The organism is Pseudomonas fluvialis (assembly GCF_014207935.1).
GTDB lineage: Bacteria > Pseudomonadota > Gammaproteobacteria > Pseudomonadales > Pseudomonadaceae > Aquipseudomonas > Aquipseudomonas fluvialis_A.
The window spans coordinates 55,416-71,423 of record NZ_JACHLL010000006.1 but is presented as its reverse complement, the minus strand read 5'-3'; the positions used below and the strand labels follow the sequence as shown (position 1 = coordinate 71,423).

Genomic DNA, 16,008 nt, shown 5'->3' with positions numbered 1-16,008 from the left:
GTCAGACTCCTTCAGGCATCGGAACTGGCGTTCATCGGGCTGGCAGAGCCATGGCCCATGACCGGGGTTTTGCGAACTTCACTGACATACATCCAGATCAGGGAGACCCAGACCACGCCGTACATCAGCATGAAACAGGAGGAGCGCACGCCGGTGAGGTCCACCAGGGCGCCGAACATGATCGGCAGGACGAAGCCTCCCAGGCCGCCGGCCAGGCCGACGATGCCGGACACCGCACCCATGTTGGTGGGGAACTCGTCGGAGATGTACTTGAACACCGAGGCCTTGCCGAACGCCCAGGCCATGCCCATGGCGAACATCAGAGCGGTGAAGACGTACACATTGAGGCCGATGTGGAACGTCTGCGGGCCGTTGACGGTGTGCACGGTGAAGTCGGTCTGCGGGTAGGACAGGATGAACAGGCAGATCCAGCTCACCCACATCACCCACCAGGTCACGCTATGGGCGCCCCACTTGTCCGACATCCAGCCACCGATGGCGCGCAGCACGCCGCCCGGCAGGGAGAAGCAGGCGGCCAGCAAGGCGGCGCTCTGCAGGGTCAACTCGTATTCCTGCACGTAGTACTTGGTCATCCACAGGGCCAGGGCCACATAACCGCCGAAGACGATCGAGTAGTACTGGCAGTAGCGCCACACGCGCGGGTCTTTCAGGGTCTTGAGCTGCTCGCCCAGCGAGATGCTGCTCGGCACCCGGTGCTCCTTCTTCTCGTAGGTGAGAAACCAGAACAACAGCGCGGTGATGAACATCACCGCCGAGTAGACCTTGGGCACCATCTGCCAGCTGGCGGCGGCGATGATCGCCGGGGCGACAAACTTGGTCACCGCGGCACCGGCGTTGCCGGCACCGAAGATGCCCATCGCCGTGCCCTGGTTACTCTTGTCGAACCATTTGGCGACGTAGGCGATACCCACCGAGAAGGAACCGCCGGCCAGGCCGACGAACAGGCCCAGCACCAGGAAGTGCCAGAACTCGGTGGCCATGCTGATCATGTAGATCGGCAGCACGCACACCAGCATCAGGATGAAGAAGACGATGCGGCCGCCGAAACGGTCGGTCAGCATGCCCAGCGGCAGACGGATCAGCGAACCGGTCAGCACGGGCGTGGCCGCCAACAGACCGAACTGGGTTTCGTTAAGTTGCAGCAGTTCCTTGATCGGCACCCCGAGCACGGCGAACATCATCCACACCATGAAACACATGGTGAAAGCGAAGGTGCTCATGCCCAAAACGAGGCCTTGCTGTAGTTTGTGGCCTGCCATGACAGACTCCTTATGCGGTTGTCATGGCTGCAGGCTAGGGCTTAAGCGGCGCTCAAACTTGATCCATATCAAGACCTCCAGTGCGCCACAGGGGTACCGCGAGCCCCCTCTACCTCCAAAGAGGTAGTTCCAAAACGGGCCGATAAACCCATTATTTTCAGCCACTTATATACACAAAGCAGAGTGCCGCCGAAGCCTTGGCAAAGGCCGGAACTCTTTGGGGGTAGAACGCCATGCTGCAATGGCTGAAGAGCTCGTTACCCGCCCGCGCCGGCCTGGCGGTGATCCTGATTGCGGTGCTGGCGCTGTCCAGCGCCATCAGCGCCGGCCTGCTGGCCTGGATCAGCGAGGACGATGCCGCGGCGATCAATACCGCCGGTTCGCTACGCATGGCCACTTACCGCCTGAGCTGGCAACTGGAGGCCAAGGCCAGCCCGGCGCATATCGCCGATCTGCAGAACGATCTGGAACGGCGCCTGAACAGCCCCGCCCTCACCCACCTGCTCGGCGACGACGCCAGCGACCCGCTACGCCTGACCTACGACCGCCTGCACAACCTCTGGCAGGCACAGCTCGGCCCGGCCCTGACGCGCGGTGACAAAGAGGCCTTCGAGCAACAGGCCGAGGTCTTCGTCGGCCAGCTGGAGACCTTCGTCCTGCTGCTGCAGAAGCAGAGCGAGAAGCGCCAGGGTCTGCAGCAGAGCATCCAGGGCGCAGCGCTGATCATCACCGTGATCATCCTGCTGGTAGGCATGTTCGAGCTGCAGAACAGCGTGATCAATCCGCTGCAGGAACTGGTCAGCACCACCGAACGCTTCCGCAACGGCGACCTGGATGCGCGCATCGAATACCGCTCAGATGACGAACTGGGGCAGATGGCGGAAAGCTTCAACGCCATGGCCGATGCCATCGAGGAATCCCACCGCACCCTGGAAAGCCGGGTCGCCGAGAAGACCCTGAGCCTGGCGCAGAGTAACGCCGCGCTGGAACTGCTCTACCAGAGCAGCCGCCACATCGCCAGCAGCCCGGCCAACGCCGAACAGCTCGACGAGCTGATCGACAGCTTCCAGCAGCGACTGCCCGGCCTGCGCCTGACCCTGTGCCTGCACGGCAACCCCAGCGAGCCGGCCGAACACCTGATCGCCCTGCACGGCAGCGAATCCCGCGAGATCTGCTCGCGCAACGACTGTGCCACCTGCGAGCGTCACCACCTGCCCAGCCAGCAGACCTACCAGATCACCAGCCAGGGCAACAGCCTGGGCGAGCTACGCGCGCGCTACCTCGACGGCCATAGCCCGAAAGCCTGGGAAGGCGAACTGATCGAGGCGCTGACCAACCTGATCGGTACCTCGCTGTCGCTGGAACGCCAGCGCGAACAGGACAACCGCCTGCTGCTGCTCGACGAGCGCACCACCATCGCCCGCGAGCTGCACGACTCGCTGGCCCAGGCGCTGTCGTACATGAAGCTGCAGGTCAGCCGCCTGCAGACCCTGATCCGCCGCGGCGAGCGCCCCGAGCAGCTGGAACAGGTCAGCGAGGAGCTGCGCGAGGGCCTCAACAACGCTTATCGCCAGCTGCGCGAACTGCTCACCACCTTCCGCCTGCAGATCCAGGACGGCGGCCTCGACCAGGCCCTGGACGATACCGCCCGCGAGTTCGCCGCGCGCGGTAACTTCCGCGTGCTGCTGCACAGCGAGCCGCTGGCCTACACCCTCAGCGCCACTGAACAGATCCACCTGCTGCAGATCGCCCGTGAGGCCCTCTCCAACTGCGCCCGCCATGCCCAGGCCAGCCAGGCCTGGGTTCACCTCAAGCAGATCGGCGAGGAAGTCGAACTGCTGATCGAGGACGACGGCTGCGGCGTCACGCCCGGCTTCGACCAACGCCAGCACCATGGTCTGACCATCATGCAGGAGCGCGCCCGCAGCCTGCACGGCAGCCTCCAGCTCAGCCCGCGTTCGCCCCAGGGCACGCGCCTGCTGCTCAGGTTCCGCCCCGAGTTTCTCGGCCAACACAGCCACAAGGAAATTTCATGAACAGCCCTGTAGCCCACACCCTGCTGCTGGTCGACGACCACCCGATGATGCGCCGCGGCATGCGCCAGCTGCTCGAACTGGAAGACGACCTGGTGGTGATCGGCGAAGCCAACAACGGCGTCGAGGCCCTGCAGATGGTCGCCAGCCTGCAGCCCGAGCTGGTCCTGCTGGACAACAACATGCCCGAGATGAATGGCGTGGAAACCCTCAAGCGCCTACGTGAACAGAACTTCCCCGGCAAGGTGCTGCTGTTCACCGTCTCCGACGACGAGGACGACGTGCGCGATGCCATGCGCCTGGGCGCCGATGGCTACCTGCTCAAGGACATGGAGCCCGAGCAGCTGATCCAGCAGATCCGCGCCGCGCTGGGCGGCGCCCTGGTGATCAGCCTGGCCCTTACCCGCGTGCTGGCCCAGGCCCTGCGCAACCCGCCGAGCGCCAGCCAGCTGGACCTCACCGACCGCGAGCGTCAGGTGCTCAAGATGATCGCTGCCGGCAGCAGCAACAAGGTCATCGGCAACAAGCTCGGCATCACCGAAGGCACGGTGAAGGTCCATGTAAAGAACCTGCTGCACAAGCTCGGCCTGCGCTCACGGGTCGAGGCCGCCGTGTGGGCCATGGAGCATATGCGTTAGCGTCGGGAACAGTCGGCGGCATTAAAGCAGCACCCCGAGTTCCCCACTTAAGCAGTTGTTCCGAAGGCCGCGCCCTTCGGAACAACTCGACACACCCCGGAGTGACATCCTCAGTCATGGGTGTGCGGCTGCGGATAGCACCAGTCCAGCTCATCACGCGCAAGATCGACAGTGAAGGAATCGAACCCGGAAGGCTCCAGGGAAAAGCGTTCCTCATCCGGCGAAAGCAGCAGGCCCTCATCGCTGAAACCGCAGACACCGGCAGCGGGGAAAGACACATAACGCTGGCGCTGCAGATCAACTCCATAGGAGCGGTAATCATCCAGCGTCAGCGCACAAAAACGCCCATCGGCCGAACAGGCATAACGGCGTACGGCCTGAGGCGCGATAGCGCCAGCCTCCAGTACGGCCAGCGCAGCCGCCAGTAACGGCTCGGCAGCAGAGGATTCCGTCACAGGCTCGGGCCTGTCTTTGCGGCAGAACAGTTTCAGCAACTTCATGCGCCCGCCTCCCGATCAGATCAGCGCGTCCAATCGGAGGATCGGCATGTACATCGCCAGGGTCGTGACAACAACCGTGATGATCAATCCCGCCACGCCAATCCAGCACGAAGCCTTCGCGCGGCGACGCTTCGCAGGCCAAAACAGCCGCGCCGCGACCACCAGCAGCGGCATCAGCCAGAGCCACAGGTGATACGACACCGCCACCTTTGTGAGCAGCGGCAGCTGTGCACCGAAGCTGATGAACACCTCATGGAAGGCCGGGATCGCCAGCATCGGCAATAGCGCCGCGATGATCGCGCACAGCAGCCCCACCACCAGTTGAATGACAGCACCCGCGCCACTGCCGGATTGAACGGAAGACACCACTGCGGACTGGGGCGATTGATAGGGATTGCTCATGGATTCAATGACTCGCTCAACAAAGGGATTTACCGCTGGCCATCGGTGCATAGGGCGGATACAGGCTGTCCCGATAGATATCCAGCTCGGCAATCAGCGCGATCACACCTGGCTGGTTCGGGGATTCAAGGGTGATAAGCATGGGGGGCTAGATAACGTTTGGTTAAGGGGCCGGCTTTAGCCGGTCCCGAGTGAGCAAAGCGAACGGCTTGAACCGATTGTTAGGTTTACACAATTTTTTGCTTGTAAATGAAGTCAGCGAAAATATGACTAAGGTGCAGAAATCTACAAATTCAAGTAATTACTTGGATGTTTCATTGTTTTATTTGGCGCTTAATAGCTTGTCGTGCAAGCTTTTATCTTTATGAAGATCAATGATGAAAGAGTTCACGAACTGATCAGCTATTAGCTCTTCTACGTAATACTCGTCGTTCTTTTGGGATAGCGCGCCAGAAAATACCCCCAAGGAGGCGATCCAGACGTATTTATTATCATCGTACTTGAATTTTTTAATTTCCTCGCCGTGCACTTTTACAGTGAATTCAGCTTGTCTCGGGTTAGCCGCTCTGTATGGAATGAGAAAGCCAGAAGAACCGGAGACAACCAGCCAAGATAATGCGGCGAAGATATTTTCAGCGGGTTTTACTGTTACTTTAACTTCGATTTCTACAGGGTACGTACCGGTGCATGTGGCCACGTTTTCGAATAATTGTTTTCTCGCAAACAATAAAGGGTATGAGATATATCCCGGCTCAGCAACTACGCTAATCGATGGGAGTCTTTGTATGTCAGACTGCATTGACCAAAATTTATTTTTTGCTTCATGTGATGCAATGGTGCAGCCTTGAAGTAACAATAATAAGACAGTAGCGACGAGCGGCCAAATTTGTTTGAGTGATGGTTTCATGGGTTGCTCCCATCTAGTATTTCGCACCCTTCTGGTAATTTATAAGCAGGGTTTGGTACTAATACGGTATAGGTGCGCATAGCCGGGTTACCAGGAGCTTGGGTGCCGCCTGTTGCAGCTGACACAGTCGCCGAGCCTACTAATATAGCTGTTTCAGTAGATGCATTTCTACGATTATATACACCACTAACGTGCTGATAGCTTTCTGCGCTTACATTTCCTTCGGGAGGGTAGTGACTAATGGATGTGCATCCGACTTGAGTCAATAATGCAATGGTGAATAGTATTTTTTTCATGTAGTGCTTTGTCCATAGCAAGTGTTGAAGACTTTCGATAGAAGGCCTAACGTTTTGCTAACCGGCGAGCAAAAGCGCAGCTTTTGCGAGTCCAGTGAGCGGAGCGAGCGTGGTTGAGCTATTAGTTAGAGTAAACAACATTACAGATGGCTCTCAAGATGAAAATCTCCATTAACTCCACCACCAATAATCTCTTCGATGAGTGTTTCTCTCCAAACTAACCCGATCTGGGCCTCGAAATTGTCGCTTGGATTCAAGCGGCCCGAATAGACGCCGAGCAGCCTCCAAGAGAGAGGGCGTTCGACAACCCTAACTTTATTCGTTGCGCGATCAAGGGCATAGTGCTTCCAGTTAGAAATCGCTATGCAGGGAGCTCCAGACATGCCCTCTCGTGTAGCAGTATCGACATAGAAAAATTTATTAATACCCTCTCCAAACTCTAATGAAGATGCCAGGCTGGCTCGCTTCCATATTGGCATCAGGCCGCTGGCTGATAGCCCAAGAGGATATCCGGGTAAGAAAACTTCGCCCCCAAGGTCCACAAGCATGTCGGGATCGCATCCACTCGGATCAAAAAAATCTTTGGCTAGACCTATATGAGAGGCTTCGATTGGTAATACTGCAATATCTACTTGCTGGCCTTCACTCGGATGCTGAAGCCAGAGAGTGTTGCCCTGGTCGGGATGTTCAAGTTTATAGGTGGCCTCTGCCCAAGCCAGTTGCTCAGATTTTAAATGACAATAAAAGAATCGACATTCATCTGGAACTGCTCCGCTTTCGTGTCTCGGCTGGCCATTTTTTGGGTATCTTCCAGAAAGAACATGCCAATTTGTAACTAAGTACCAATTTGATTGGTGCTTATAAAAGAATCCAGTCGCAGTGCCTAGAGAGTTACCATTGCACAGCAGCTCTAGCTTAGTTACTGAGGTTGTGAGAAACGATGCAGTGGCTGCCATGATTTACTCTAACGCCTTGCTAACCGGCTGACGAAACGCAGCGCAGCGAAGTTGAGTGAACCTGGAAGCAGCACATAAAATTGCGAAGCAATGTGCTGCTGCAAGGCAGTCCGGTTGAGCAACTTGTTATGTGGCATTTTATGATTGTGACTCATATGCTTTAATTACTGGAAAACCAAGGAAGTATTTTGGTAGTCTCTTTTTGGTGCCGCCACGCTTTATGTGAACTGATATAGAGTTTACACCACCTACAGTGCCGCCAATCCCGCAAAATACTTTCGATATGCCTAACTCGTTACCAATGAATTGTATGAATTCATTTTCAACGGATTTGAATAAGTCCCATTCTTCATATGGATTCAAATGCTTAGCCTTGAATTTTTGATCTTCTTCAGAGAGAGATTTCCAGGTATCAATATTCACTTTGCAGCCTCTGACACATAACGATTAAGCTAACGGGCAGGCAAAAGCGAAGCTTTTGACTGTCCAGCGAACGAAGTGAGCGGCAGTTGAGCGCATTGTTATAAGCCACTTCCACTGGATTTTAGTTTTTTAATTGTTTCTTGAAGTTCTTTATCATTAACGTCAAATGCCATGCCGAGGATGTTGCAGAGATCAATGTGATCTTTCTCATAATCTGCTGGTTTTTTACGGATTGCGAGAATATACGTCAATCCGGGGATGAAATTTACAAAACCAGTACCAATTCCAACGAGATCTGTTACTTCGCCGTGCTCTTTGGACTCGCCCTTTAGGGTCTCTTGAATGCTGAATTTTGCAAGCAATAGTTTGGCGTCCTTTCCGTCATTAATGTCCTGATAGAACTCAACGCTATTTATTCGGGCGACATAGACAGATTCGGCCTCTGCGTATTCCAATTCTGGCTCGTGATCTTTGGGGCACTGAAATGCATTTGCAGTGGCGCTGATTAAAATGAGTAAAGTGGCGGCGATAGTTTTGGTCATGATTGGCTTATAACGCTGGAGTTAAGCCGCGGCGCGTAGCGCCGTCGGCTTGAACGACTTGTTATGTGATTTTTTGCAATGTCTCGTAGAATTTTTGAGTTTCAGAACGTATTAAGTGTCTGTACCGACGATAATAACAATCAAAATTGTCATGTTCGTTAAATTCGAAATTTACCCAATTTGAAAATTCTTGCTCAAATTTTTCTAAGGCGTTTGTGCGATGCAGGATGCCCATAACAGGAGTTGGCTCAACTTCGTAAACCTTTGAAAGCTCTGTAAATGCATCTAACCATGCCTCTCCCCTTGCGTGATGCAAAAGAATCTCAAGGATCTCCAAATGAAACCGAGAGGGAATTAGAGGAAATATTTGCAGAACGCCAAGGTAAACATCTCGATTTAAACGTTCAATCGAACGAATAAATACACGCCAATCTTCATCATTATACAATTTAACTATTTTTTCAGATATTTCATAACCAATATCACACCAACCTTGATCATCGGTAGTGTCAAACATTTCGAAAAAGTCTTCTAATCTTTCAATCGCCACTCGAATACCCACAAATCACATAACGTTTGGTTAAGGGGCGGCCAAAAGCGTAGCTTTTGGACGTCCGAAGTGAGCGAAGCGAACGACTTGAACCAGTTGTTAGGCGGAGATGTTCGGGCCAACACATGGCCGATTGCGGCACGATGGCTGAGCCGCCGCGAACCTGCAAGCGCGTACTAAGTGGCAGGTAAGCACTTGTGCACGGCGCATGTGCGCTAGCCTGGGCGGCAACCGGGCGAGAGCCAGCACGCGCGACACGGCGAGTTTGTATGCCGCACGACGGTTGCGGAATAAATACAGAATGTGCGGTGACTAACCCAACTTCCATGTTTTGCACCAAGTCCAAAAGTTACTGACGCCTAACGGACAGGTTAAGGGGCGGACGCAAGCGTAGCTTGCGGACGTCCGGAGTGAGCGAAGCGAACGACCTTGAACCGTTTGTTAGGCGTTTTGCACTGGCTCAATGTAGCTCCTCAGCTTTTGCTCGGATTCTTGTGAGGTAAAAATACTTTTTGGCAAAATTTGGAACAAGCAGTCTGAATGATAAAGGAGTACGACATCTTTGTTTTCGCGCCACCGTACAAAGTGTGACCACGGAGTGAGGCAAGATGAGGTATCAGATGTAACTAGCAGACCGTCGGGACTCCAGTCGTAGGAAAATGATTCATGTAAAAATTTCTGTTGCTTGTAAATTTTCTTTGCTTTGAATTTGAGTATGTACAGTCGTTGTATCCAGTGGCCGATAAAGCAACCTACCGCGCCACCGAAAAGCCCGCCAGCTACCGTGATGTTCCCTAGCTTCCAGGATGTAATGCTTGCTATGGCGGTAACTACAAAAAGAGCTGCAAATTTTAGGCGTTGCTTGTTGGTTAGGTTCTGCCCTAGCTTGACTGCAGAGAGATATTCTTCTGGCGTTATTTTGGTTGGATTCATGGTGTGCCTAACTATTGAAATTAAGCGGCGCCTGAGCGCCAGCGAAGGGAACGGCAGACGCGAAGCGTTTGCCGCGTCCGCTTGAATGACTAGTTAGCCGACGCGCTAGCGCAGCTGATGATTTAGCGTGATCTGACAGGCCCGAGCAGAGGTGCAGACGGTCACCAGAAGGTGGACGCGAATTGGCGGTTGCCGCTTTGCCGTGAGGCCGCTTCGTGTCCGCACCAAGCCGGCTTGTGCGTGCGCGAAGCGGCCTCACGGTAGCATGCGAAAACGCAACAGAAAATTCTGCAATTTCCGACTTTTGTGAGCGCTTTGACGGACACATGAGGTAGTCCATTTCCTCATTTCTGCACTGGGTCTCGGTGCGTGTTGGCTAACTATAAGTAGACACCAAATGGTGTGTTTAAACGCACCATTTGGTGGATAACAATCTCTTGCCCACTAACTGGCTATGAATATCGTGCGGCGGATACGCTGAGGCGGGAAACGCTGCAACAGCCGGGCAAGTCCTTTTGCCGGCGCTGCCGGCGTTTGGGCGAGACTAGCGCGAGGCGGCGTTTGGGCACAACGGCCGGTGCTTCGGCAGGCCAGTCAGAGCTGGTAGAGGAAGGTGTCGTCTAGCAGGTCGGCGGAGTTGATGGTCACGCCCAGGTCCTTGAGTAGGCCGTCGCTGAGGCCATAGATCCAGCCGTGTACTTCCAGAGGCTGCTGGCGCTTCCAGGCGTTCTGCACGATGGTGGTGTGGCAGACATTGCGCACCTGACGCTGCACGTTGAGTTCGCAGAGCAGGTTGACCCGCGCCTCATCGTCCAGCCCGACAAACTGTTCGCGATGCTGGTGGTACAGCGCCTTGAGGGCCCGCAGCCAGTTGTCGATCAGGCCCAGTTCCTCGTGCCCCAGAGCCGCGCGCACGCCGCCGCAGCCGTAGTGCCCGCAGACGATGACCTGCTTGACCTGCAACACATCCACAGCGAACTGCAGTACCGAGAGAAAGTTCATGTCGGTGGCCACCACCATGTTGGCCACGTTGCGGTGCACGAACAGCTCGCCGGGCATCAGCCCGACCACTTCGTTGGCTGGCACGCGGCTGTCTGAACAGCCGATCCAGAGGAATTCCGGGCGCTGCTGGCGGGCCAGGCGGGCGAAGAAGTCCGGATCACGGGCGCGCAGTGACTCGGCCCAGAAGCGGTTGTTGCTCAGCAGTTGCTGGACGTCCATGCGGCCTCCTCTGTGGCACTCGTTTGGTCACTGTCACCTAAACACGCCAGCGCTCCCGTGAAATTGTCGGCAATCAAGAACGTCCGTTCGCCGCGCGTCTTACAGAGATGGTGTCCGCCTCGCACACGTCATAAATCTGCCATCGCCCGGTCATTCTTGATAACCATCAAGGGCGGATTCCGCCTGCGCTCTATTGTCGGCCTCAGCCAAACACTAAAAGGATGAGTTGCCATGCCTAGAGCCACACTCACACCCATCGCCCTGGCGCTGCTGAGCCTCAGCGCTCCCGCGTTCGCCGCCGAGGACCTGGCCAATCTGGTCAACCAGGGCAAGGTCAGCGTCGATGCGCGCTACCGCTACGAGAACGTCGATCAGGACAACGCCCTCAACAATGCCGACGCCCAGACCCTGCGTACGCGCATCGGCCTGCAGAGCGGCAAGTGGTACGGCCTTTCCGGTCTGGTCGAAGCCGATAACGTCAGCCGCATCGGCGATGCCTCCTACAACAGCACCCGCAACGGTCAGGGCGACTATTCGGTGGTCGCCGACCCCGACGGTAGCGAGATCAACCAGGCCCTGCTGCGCTACGACCACCAGTACGGCAACGTCGTGTTCGGCCGCCAGCGCATCAATTTGGACAACCAGCGCTTCGTCGGCGGCGTGGCCTGGCGCCAGAACGAGCAGACCTATGACGGCGCCCTGGCCCAGATCAAACCGTTGGCCGGCATGACCCTGACCTACGCCTACATCGACAACATCAACACCATCTTCGGTCCGGACGACAACCGCTTCGACAACAAGACCAACCCGGCCAACATCGAAGGTCACAGCCACCTGATCAACGCCCAGTACGTGGTCATGCCCGAGCTGACCCTCACCGCCTACAGCTACCTGCTGGGCCTGGACAACATCGCCGCCAGCGCCGCCTCGCCGCTCGGCAGTCTGGCCAGCCAGACCAACGGCCTGCGCGCCAACGGCACTCTCGGCGCCTTCAGCTACGCCGCCGAATACGCCCAGCAGAAGGACTACGCCGACAACCCGCTGGAGCTGGACAGCGACTACCGCCTCGCGGAGATCGGATATACCTGGCAGGGTGTGCTGTTCAAGGGCGGTTATGAAGTGCTCGGCGGAGATGACGGCGCCGGCAACCGCGCCTTCCAGACCCCGCTGGCGACCAAGCATGCCTTCCAGGGCTGGGCCGATGTGTTCCTGACCACGCCCAAGGATGGCATCGAGGATGCTTATGTCGGCGTTACCGCGCCGCTGTGGGGCGGTCAACTGCAGGCCTGGTACCACGACTTCGACGCCGAACAGGGCAGCGACAGCTACGGTGACGAGATCGACCTTTCCTATGGTCATCCCATCCCCGGGGTGAAAGGCCTGGGCGCCCTGGCCAAGTACGCCACCTACAGCTCGGATGACGATGCCCTGACCGTCGATACCGACAAGTTCTGGCTGCAGCTGCAGTACACCTACTGAGTCAGCCACAGGCCCCGGTTACCAAACCGGGGCCTGCCCTCCCCCTTCCCTCTGCACAAGGATGTTGCCATGCGGCTCCGTCTGCTTGTCTGCCTGCTCGCCTGCCTGGGCTGGAGCGGCCCACTGTTTGCCACCAACGTGGCGCCCATCGATGCCGCCACGGCGGTGAACATCGCCGGCATGCAGCGCATGCTCAGTCAGCGCATCGCCAAGGACTACCTGATGATCGCCAGCGAGGTGCGTGTCGAGCAGGCCAACCGCCAGCTGGATGACAGCCTGGCGCAGTTCGACAGCAACCTGCAGGCACTCGACGGCTATGCCGGCGCACCAGCCCTGCAACAACCGCTGGGCCAGGTGCAGCAGCTCTGGCAGGACTACCGCCTGCTGGTACTGCAGGCACCGCAACGACAAACCGCCCTGCAGGTGCTGGAGCAGAGCGAGCGCCTGCTGGCAGCCAGCGAAGCGCTGGTGCAGGCCATCGAGCAACACAGCGGCCAGAGCAGTGTCGGCCTGGTCAATCTCAGCGGACGCCAGCGCATGCTCAGCCAGCGCATCGCCCTGCTCTACCTGGCCAGCAGCTGGAAAGTCGATGCCGCGACCCTGCACAGCCGCCTGGCGCACAGCGTCGAAGAATTCGACAGTGCACTGCGCACACTCAACGCCAGTCCCCACAACGACGCCCAGAGCCGTGCCCTGCTGGCCAAGGTCGATGCCCAGTGGCGTTACTCGCAAAGCGGCTTTCGCCTGTCCGCTGATGCCCGCTACGTGCCCACCGTCATCAGCACCACCTGCGACAGCTTGCTGAATCTGCTCGACCAGTTGACCCGCCACTATGCCGAGCGCCTGGCCCAGGGGTAGACCCGCGACGCTCGGCCCCATGCCTCTTTGGAGGTAGTGCCGCAGAGGAATGGGAGCACCCGGATTGCGCGCCTAAGATGGCCGCAAATGGAGGTGCACCATGCTGACTGATAGCAACACGCTCACCGCGCTTCGCCAACACCACCTGTTTGGCAAACTGCCGGCAGCGGCCTTCCACGAGGTTTGTGGCCTGGCCATCTTCCGCCGTCTGGATGGCGGCGACATCCTGTTCCACCAAGGTGATGTCGCCGATCGTTTCTACCTGCTGCTCGACGGCCAGATGAAGCTGACCCGCGTACTGCCAGAGGGCCACGAAAAGCTGGTCGAGGTGATCCACGCCGGCCAGAGCTTCGCCGAAGCCCTGCTGTTCAGCGGAGCGCCCAACTACCCGGTATCGGCCAGCGCGCTCAAGGGCAGCAGCCTGGTCAGCATCGACGGCTCGCACTACCGGCGCATCCTCGAAGAACAACCGAAGATCTGCCTGGACCTGCTGGCCACCTTCAGCATCCGCCTGCACCAGCGCCTCAACGAGATCGATACCCTGACCCTGGCCAACGCCAGTCGCCGCGTGGTGCGCTTTCTCTGCCAGGAACAGGAGGCGTGCAACGGGCCGATCCAGCTCAATGTGCCCAAGCGCCTGATCGCCTCGCAGCTGGGCATCCAGCCGGAAACCTTCTCGCGCATCCTGCACCGCATGATCGACGCCGGGGTGATCGCCATGGAGCGGCGCAATATCCGCATCCTCGATACCCCGAGCCTGGTCAACTACTGCGACTGAATCATTCCCGGCCGGCGTCCGGGCCGGCCCCTACGGAGCCGACGCCATGTCCGACAGCACCCTGCCCCTGGTCTACTCCTGCTCCGGTTGCTCCAACGTGGCGCAACTGGCCAACACCCTGGCGGTGCGCCTGGACCGCGCAGGCCTGGCCGAGATGTCGTGCATTGCCGGCGTCGGCGGGCGCGTCGCCTCGCTGGTCAACAAGGCCAACTCCGGGCGCCCCATCCTCGCCATCGACGGCTGCAACCTGCAGTGCGTGAAGGGCTGCCTGGCGCAGCACGACGTGAAGGCTGACCTGCACCTGATCCTCAGCCAATACGGTTTGAAGAAACGCTACGGCGAGGACTGTTCCAGCGAGGATGCCGAGCAGCTGTTTGCCGAGGTCAGCCAGCTGATTGCCAGCGACCGCCTGCAACGACGCGTGCCGCTGCAGGCGGTTAAGTAAGCCTGGACCGTATGACGCTGGGCTTCGTCGCCCGGCGACTCGACCCGGCCTACCGTCTCCAGGTTGCCATCACAGGCGGAAACGCAGGGTCAGGTCGCGCAGGCCATCCATGCTGCGGTTGATGCTCTGGCTGGTGCTCTCGGTCTCGATGCTGGAATGCGCCGACTGCTCGGCCACCTCACCGATGCGATTGAGCGAGCGGTTCATTTCCTCGGCCACATGCGACTGTTCCTCCGCCGCCGTGGCGATCTGGTTGGCCATGCCGCGGATGGTCTGAACCGCCCCGACGATATGCTCGAAGGCATGCTGCGCCGCCTCGATCTGCTGCAGGGTCAGCTCACTGCCCTGACGCGACTCACCCATGGCGGCGCTGGCGCGTCCGGCCTGGGCCTGCAAACGGGAGATCAGGCCGCTGATTTCGCCGGCCGAGGTCTGCGTACGCGCCGCCAGGTTGCGCACCTCGTCGGCCACAACGGCAAAGCCACGGCCTTGCTCGCCGGCCCGCGCCGCCTCGATGGCGGCGTTCAGCGCCAGCAGGTTGGTCTGTGCGGCGATGCTGCTGATCACCTCCAGCACCCGGCCGATTTCCTCGCTGTCGGCCAGCAGTTGCTGCATCACCTCGGACAGGCCTTCGACATGCCGAGAGAGGTCGCGGATGGCATCCACCGACACCTGCATCACCGCATGGCCGCTGCTGGTTTCGCGCTCGGCGGTGTCGGCGGCACTGGCCGCCTCCACCGTGCTGCGCGCCACTTCCTGGGAAGTCGCCAGCATCTGGTTCATGGCCGTGGCCACCTGATCGATCTCGGCCTGTTGTTCGCGCACATTGCTGGAGTTGACCGAGGCCATGCTGGCCATGCGCGCGCAGCTTTCATCCGCCGCCTGGGCCGACTCGCGCACGGCACGGATCATCTGACCGACTTGGATCAGCAACTGGTTGTAGGCATGGGTAATGCGGCCGATCTCGTCATCGGCAAAGCGCGCCTCCAGCGGCTGGGAGAAATCCCCCGCGCCAACCAGCTCCAGGCGGTGGCGCAGCGCGCCGATGCGGTGCATCAGCCAGTTCATCCCGGCCAGGCGGCCAAGCACCACCAGCAGCAGGATGATCAGTGTCGACGTCATGGCCAGCCAGCGCTGGCTGGCGGCGGTGCTGTTGGCATCGGCCGACATCAGGCCGACCACCTCGTTCATGTCCTTGAGAATCTGCTCGGAGTCCGCAGCCAGGCCACGCAGCTCCGCCTCCGTGGTCCCACCGGCGGCCACCGCCATGACCCGCTGACGGTACTGCACCCACTCGCGGTCGACGACTTCCAGCTGCTGACGCGCGCTGGCCAGTTTCAGCGGCTTGATGTTCTGCGCGGTATCGCCCTTGAGCAGCAGACGATGGCTGCTCTCGAAGCGCTGCATGGTCTGCTCCAGCTGGCTCATGGGCAGCACCTTCTGCGCCACCAGGATGCTCTCCTTGGCCATCTTCTGGCTGAGCATGCGCTGCGCCCCGGCCATGTCCAGCTGGGTGGCATCACGCACCGAGAGGAACAGCACCGCCGCGGTCAGCGCCGCGCAGCAGAAGATCAACAGGTAGGAAAAGAAGAACTGCGAATTGATGCTGCGCAAACCGAGCAGGCGCAGGCTGCGCTGAATCAGGTCGGTGATGGCGTCGAACATGGTCAAGTCTCCATTTGTTGTGTAGCCCCAGCCCACTCACGGTCATCACCCTGGTCGCCGGTCTTTGCCAGCGCTTCGTCTTTTCTGTCACTGCTAGCAGCC

The 16,008-nt window shown here is 58.4% G+C and carries 17 protein-coding genes and 2 pseudogenes; 6 read left to right on the top strand and 13 right to left on the bottom strand.

The genetic code is table 11. The annotated features are described in order from the left end of the window. Positions 1-11 precede the first annotated feature (11 nt). Positions 12-1,280, bottom strand: a complete 1,269-nt coding sequence (locus tag HNP49_RS15540) for a nitrate/nitrite transporter (protein ID WP_184684768.1) — start codon at positions 1,278-1,280, stop codon at positions 12-14. Between the two features lie 233 nt (positions 1,281-1,513). Here HNP49_RS15540 and HNP49_RS15535 point away from each other — a divergent pair, with 233 nt between their 5' ends. Together HNP49_RS15535 and narL are read left to right on the top strand one after the other, a co-directional pair. Next, positions 1,514-3,316 (top strand): HAMP domain-containing protein, encoded by a 1,803-nt coding sequence (locus HNP49_RS15535; RefSeq protein ID WP_184684767.1) that lies wholly within the window; start codon positions 1,514-1,516, stop codon positions 3,314-3,316. Continuing rightward, entirely contained in the window at positions 3,313-3,951 is a 639-nt protein-coding gene (gene narL / locus HNP49_RS15530) for a two-component system response regulator NarL (RefSeq protein ID WP_184684765.1), read from the top strand. The genes HNP49_RS15535 and narL overlap by 4 nt, the downstream gene beginning before the upstream one ends. A gap of 110 nt (positions 3,952-4,061) precedes the next feature. On the opposite strand, the gene HNP49_RS15525 is transcribed toward narL, so the two are convergent. The 10 genes from HNP49_RS15525 to can form a co-directional block, all read right to left on the bottom strand. Further along, positions 4,062-4,451 (bottom strand): hypothetical protein, encoded by a 390-nt coding sequence (locus tag HNP49_RS15525; protein ID WP_184684763.1) that lies wholly within the window; start codon positions 4,449-4,451, stop codon positions 4,062-4,064. Positions 4,452-4,466: 15 nt separating this feature from the next. Further along, positions 4,467-4,853, bottom strand: coding sequence for a hypothetical protein (locus HNP49_RS15520; protein WP_184684761.1), 387 nt, complete (start codon positions 4,851-4,853; stop codon positions 4,467-4,469). A 16-nt stretch (positions 4,854-4,869) separates the two neighbouring features. Continuing rightward, positions 4,870-4,995, bottom strand: coding sequence for a hypothetical protein (locus HNP49_RS15515; RefSeq protein ID WP_260407217.1), 126 nt, complete (start codon positions 4,993-4,995; stop codon positions 4,870-4,872). A 180-nt stretch (positions 4,996-5,175) separates the two neighbouring features. Beyond that, positions 5,176-5,760 carry a hypothetical protein gene (locus tag HNP49_RS15510; RefSeq protein ID WP_184684759.1) on the bottom strand — a complete coding sequence of 195 codons (585 nt, stop codon included), beginning with the start codon at positions 5,758-5,760 and terminating at the stop codon, positions 5,176-5,178. 436 nt (positions 5,761-6,196) lie between these two features. Next, complete coding sequence (locus tag HNP49_RS15505; RefSeq protein ID WP_184684757.1) at positions 6,197-7,012, bottom strand: serine protease; 816 nt, start codon at positions 7,010-7,012, stop codon at positions 6,197-6,199. A gap of 138 nt (positions 7,013-7,150) precedes the next feature. Next, the gene (locus HNP49_RS15500) at positions 7,151-7,435 is read right to left on the bottom strand and encodes a hypothetical protein (RefSeq protein ID WP_184684755.1); all 285 of its coding nucleotides are present in this window, start codon (positions 7,433-7,435) and stop codon (positions 7,151-7,153) included. Positions 7,436-7,533: 98 nt separating this feature from the next. After that, the gene (locus HNP49_RS15495; RefSeq protein ID WP_184684754.1) at positions 7,534-7,977 is read right to left on the bottom strand and encodes a hypothetical protein; all 444 of its coding nucleotides are present in this window, start codon (positions 7,975-7,977) and stop codon (positions 7,534-7,536) included. Positions 7,978-8,038: 61 nt separating this feature from the next. Beyond that, positions 8,039-8,539, bottom strand: coding sequence for a hypothetical protein (locus HNP49_RS15490; protein WP_184684753.1), 501 nt, complete (start codon positions 8,537-8,539; stop codon positions 8,039-8,041). A 429-nt stretch (positions 8,540-8,968) separates the two neighbouring features. Beyond that, entirely contained in the window at positions 8,969-9,460 is a 492-nt protein-coding gene (locus HNP49_RS15485; RefSeq protein WP_184684752.1) for a YcxB family protein, read from the bottom strand. Positions 9,461-10,054: 594 nt separating this feature from the next. Further along, positions 10,055-10,681, bottom strand: coding sequence for a carbonate dehydratase (gene can / locus HNP49_RS15480; protein ID WP_184684751.1), 627 nt, complete (start codon positions 10,679-10,681; stop codon positions 10,055-10,057). 231 nt (positions 10,682-10,912) lie between these two features. On the opposite strand from can, the gene HNP49_RS15475 reads away from it, so the two are divergent. From HNP49_RS15475 to HNP49_RS15460, 4 genes are all read left to right on the top strand, one after another. Beyond that, positions 10,913-12,160 (top strand): alginate export family protein, encoded by a 1,248-nt coding sequence (locus HNP49_RS15475; RefSeq protein WP_184684750.1) that lies wholly within the window; start codon positions 10,913-10,915, stop codon positions 12,158-12,160. Positions 12,161-12,229: 69 nt separating this feature from the next. Beyond that, a complete protein-coding gene (locus HNP49_RS15470; RefSeq protein ID WP_184684749.1) occupies positions 12,230-13,018 on the top strand; it encodes a type IV pili methyl-accepting chemotaxis transducer N-terminal domain-containing protein in 789 nt (262 codons plus the stop codon). Between the two features lie 100 nt (positions 13,019-13,118). After that, positions 13,119-13,796: a Crp/Fnr family transcriptional regulator gene (locus tag HNP49_RS15465; RefSeq protein ID WP_184684748.1), complete on the top strand. Its 678-nt coding sequence runs from the start codon at positions 13,119-13,121 to the stop codon at positions 13,794-13,796. A gap of 46 nt (positions 13,797-13,842) precedes the next feature. Continuing rightward, entirely contained in the window at positions 13,843-14,241 is a 399-nt protein-coding gene (locus HNP49_RS15460; RefSeq protein ID WP_184684746.1) for a putative zinc-binding protein, read from the top strand. Positions 14,242-14,310: 69 nt separating this feature from the next. Here the strand turns inward: HNP49_RS15460 and HNP49_RS19075 are convergent. Continuing rightward, a pseudogene (locus HNP49_RS19075) lies at positions 14,311-14,904 on the bottom strand (methyl-accepting chemotaxis protein); the annotation flags it as partial. Positions 14,905-15,180: 276 nt separating this feature from the next. Beyond that, positions 15,181-15,906 (bottom strand): annotated as a pseudogene (locus HNP49_RS19070) (type IV pili methyl-accepting chemotaxis transducer N-terminal domain-containing protein); the annotation flags it as partial. Positions 15,907-16,008 lie beyond the last annotated feature (102 nt).

What these genes read in the sequence shown, in the direction of transcription:
- HNP49_RS15470 (WP_184684749.1), top strand. Translation starts at nt 12,230, where the DNA reads ATGCGGCTCCGTCTGCTTGTCTGCCTGCTCGCCTGCCTGGGCTGGAGC.
- HNP49_RS15510 (WP_184684759.1), bottom strand. Translation starts at nt 5,760, where the DNA reads ATGAAACCATCACTCAAACAAATTTGGCCGCTCGTCGCTACTGTCTTA.
- HNP49_RS15485 (WP_184684752.1), bottom strand. Translation starts at nt 9,460, where the DNA reads ATGAATCCAACCAAAATAACGCCAGAAGAATATCTCTCTGCAGTCAAG.
- can (WP_184684751.1), bottom strand. Translation starts at nt 10,681, where the DNA reads ATGGACGTCCAGCAACTGCTGAGCAACAACCGCTTCTGGGCCGAGTCA.
- HNP49_RS15495 (WP_184684754.1), bottom strand. Translation starts at nt 7,977, where the DNA reads ATGACCAAAACTATCGCCGCCACTTTACTCATTTTAATCAGCGCCACT.
- HNP49_RS15460 (WP_184684746.1), top strand. Translation starts at nt 13,843, where the DNA reads ATGTCCGACAGCACCCTGCCCCTGGTCTACTCCTGCTCCGGTTGCTCC.
- HNP49_RS15515 (WP_260407217.1), bottom strand. Translation starts at nt 4,995, where the DNA reads ATGCTTATCACCCTTGAATCCCCGAACCAGCCAGGTGTGATCGCGCTG.
- HNP49_RS15535 (WP_184684767.1), top strand. Translation starts at nt 1,514, where the DNA reads ATGCTGCAATGGCTGAAGAGCTCGTTACCCGCCCGCGCCGGCCTGGCG.
- narL (WP_184684765.1), top strand. Translation starts at nt 3,313, where the DNA reads ATGAACAGCCCTGTAGCCCACACCCTGCTGCTGGTCGACGACCACCCG.
- HNP49_RS15475 (WP_184684750.1), top strand. Translation starts at nt 10,913, where the DNA reads ATGCCTAGAGCCACACTCACACCCATCGCCCTGGCGCTGCTGAGCCTC.
- HNP49_RS15505 (WP_184684757.1), bottom strand. Translation starts at nt 7,012, where the DNA reads ATGGCAGCCACTGCATCGTTTCTCACAACCTCAGTAACTAAGCTAGAG.
- HNP49_RS15465 (WP_184684748.1), top strand. Translation starts at nt 13,119, where the DNA reads ATGCTGACTGATAGCAACACGCTCACCGCGCTTCGCCAACACCACCTG.
- HNP49_RS15540 (WP_184684768.1), bottom strand. Translation starts at nt 1,280, where the DNA reads ATGGCAGGCCACAAACTACAGCAAGGCCTCGTTTTGGGCATGAGCACC.
- HNP49_RS15525 (WP_184684763.1), bottom strand. Translation starts at nt 4,451, where the DNA reads ATGAAGTTGCTGAAACTGTTCTGCCGCAAAGACAGGCCCGAGCCTGTG.
- HNP49_RS15520 (WP_184684761.1), bottom strand. Translation starts at nt 4,853, where the DNA reads ATGAGCAATCCCTATCAATCGCCCCAGTCCGCAGTGGTGTCTTCCGTT.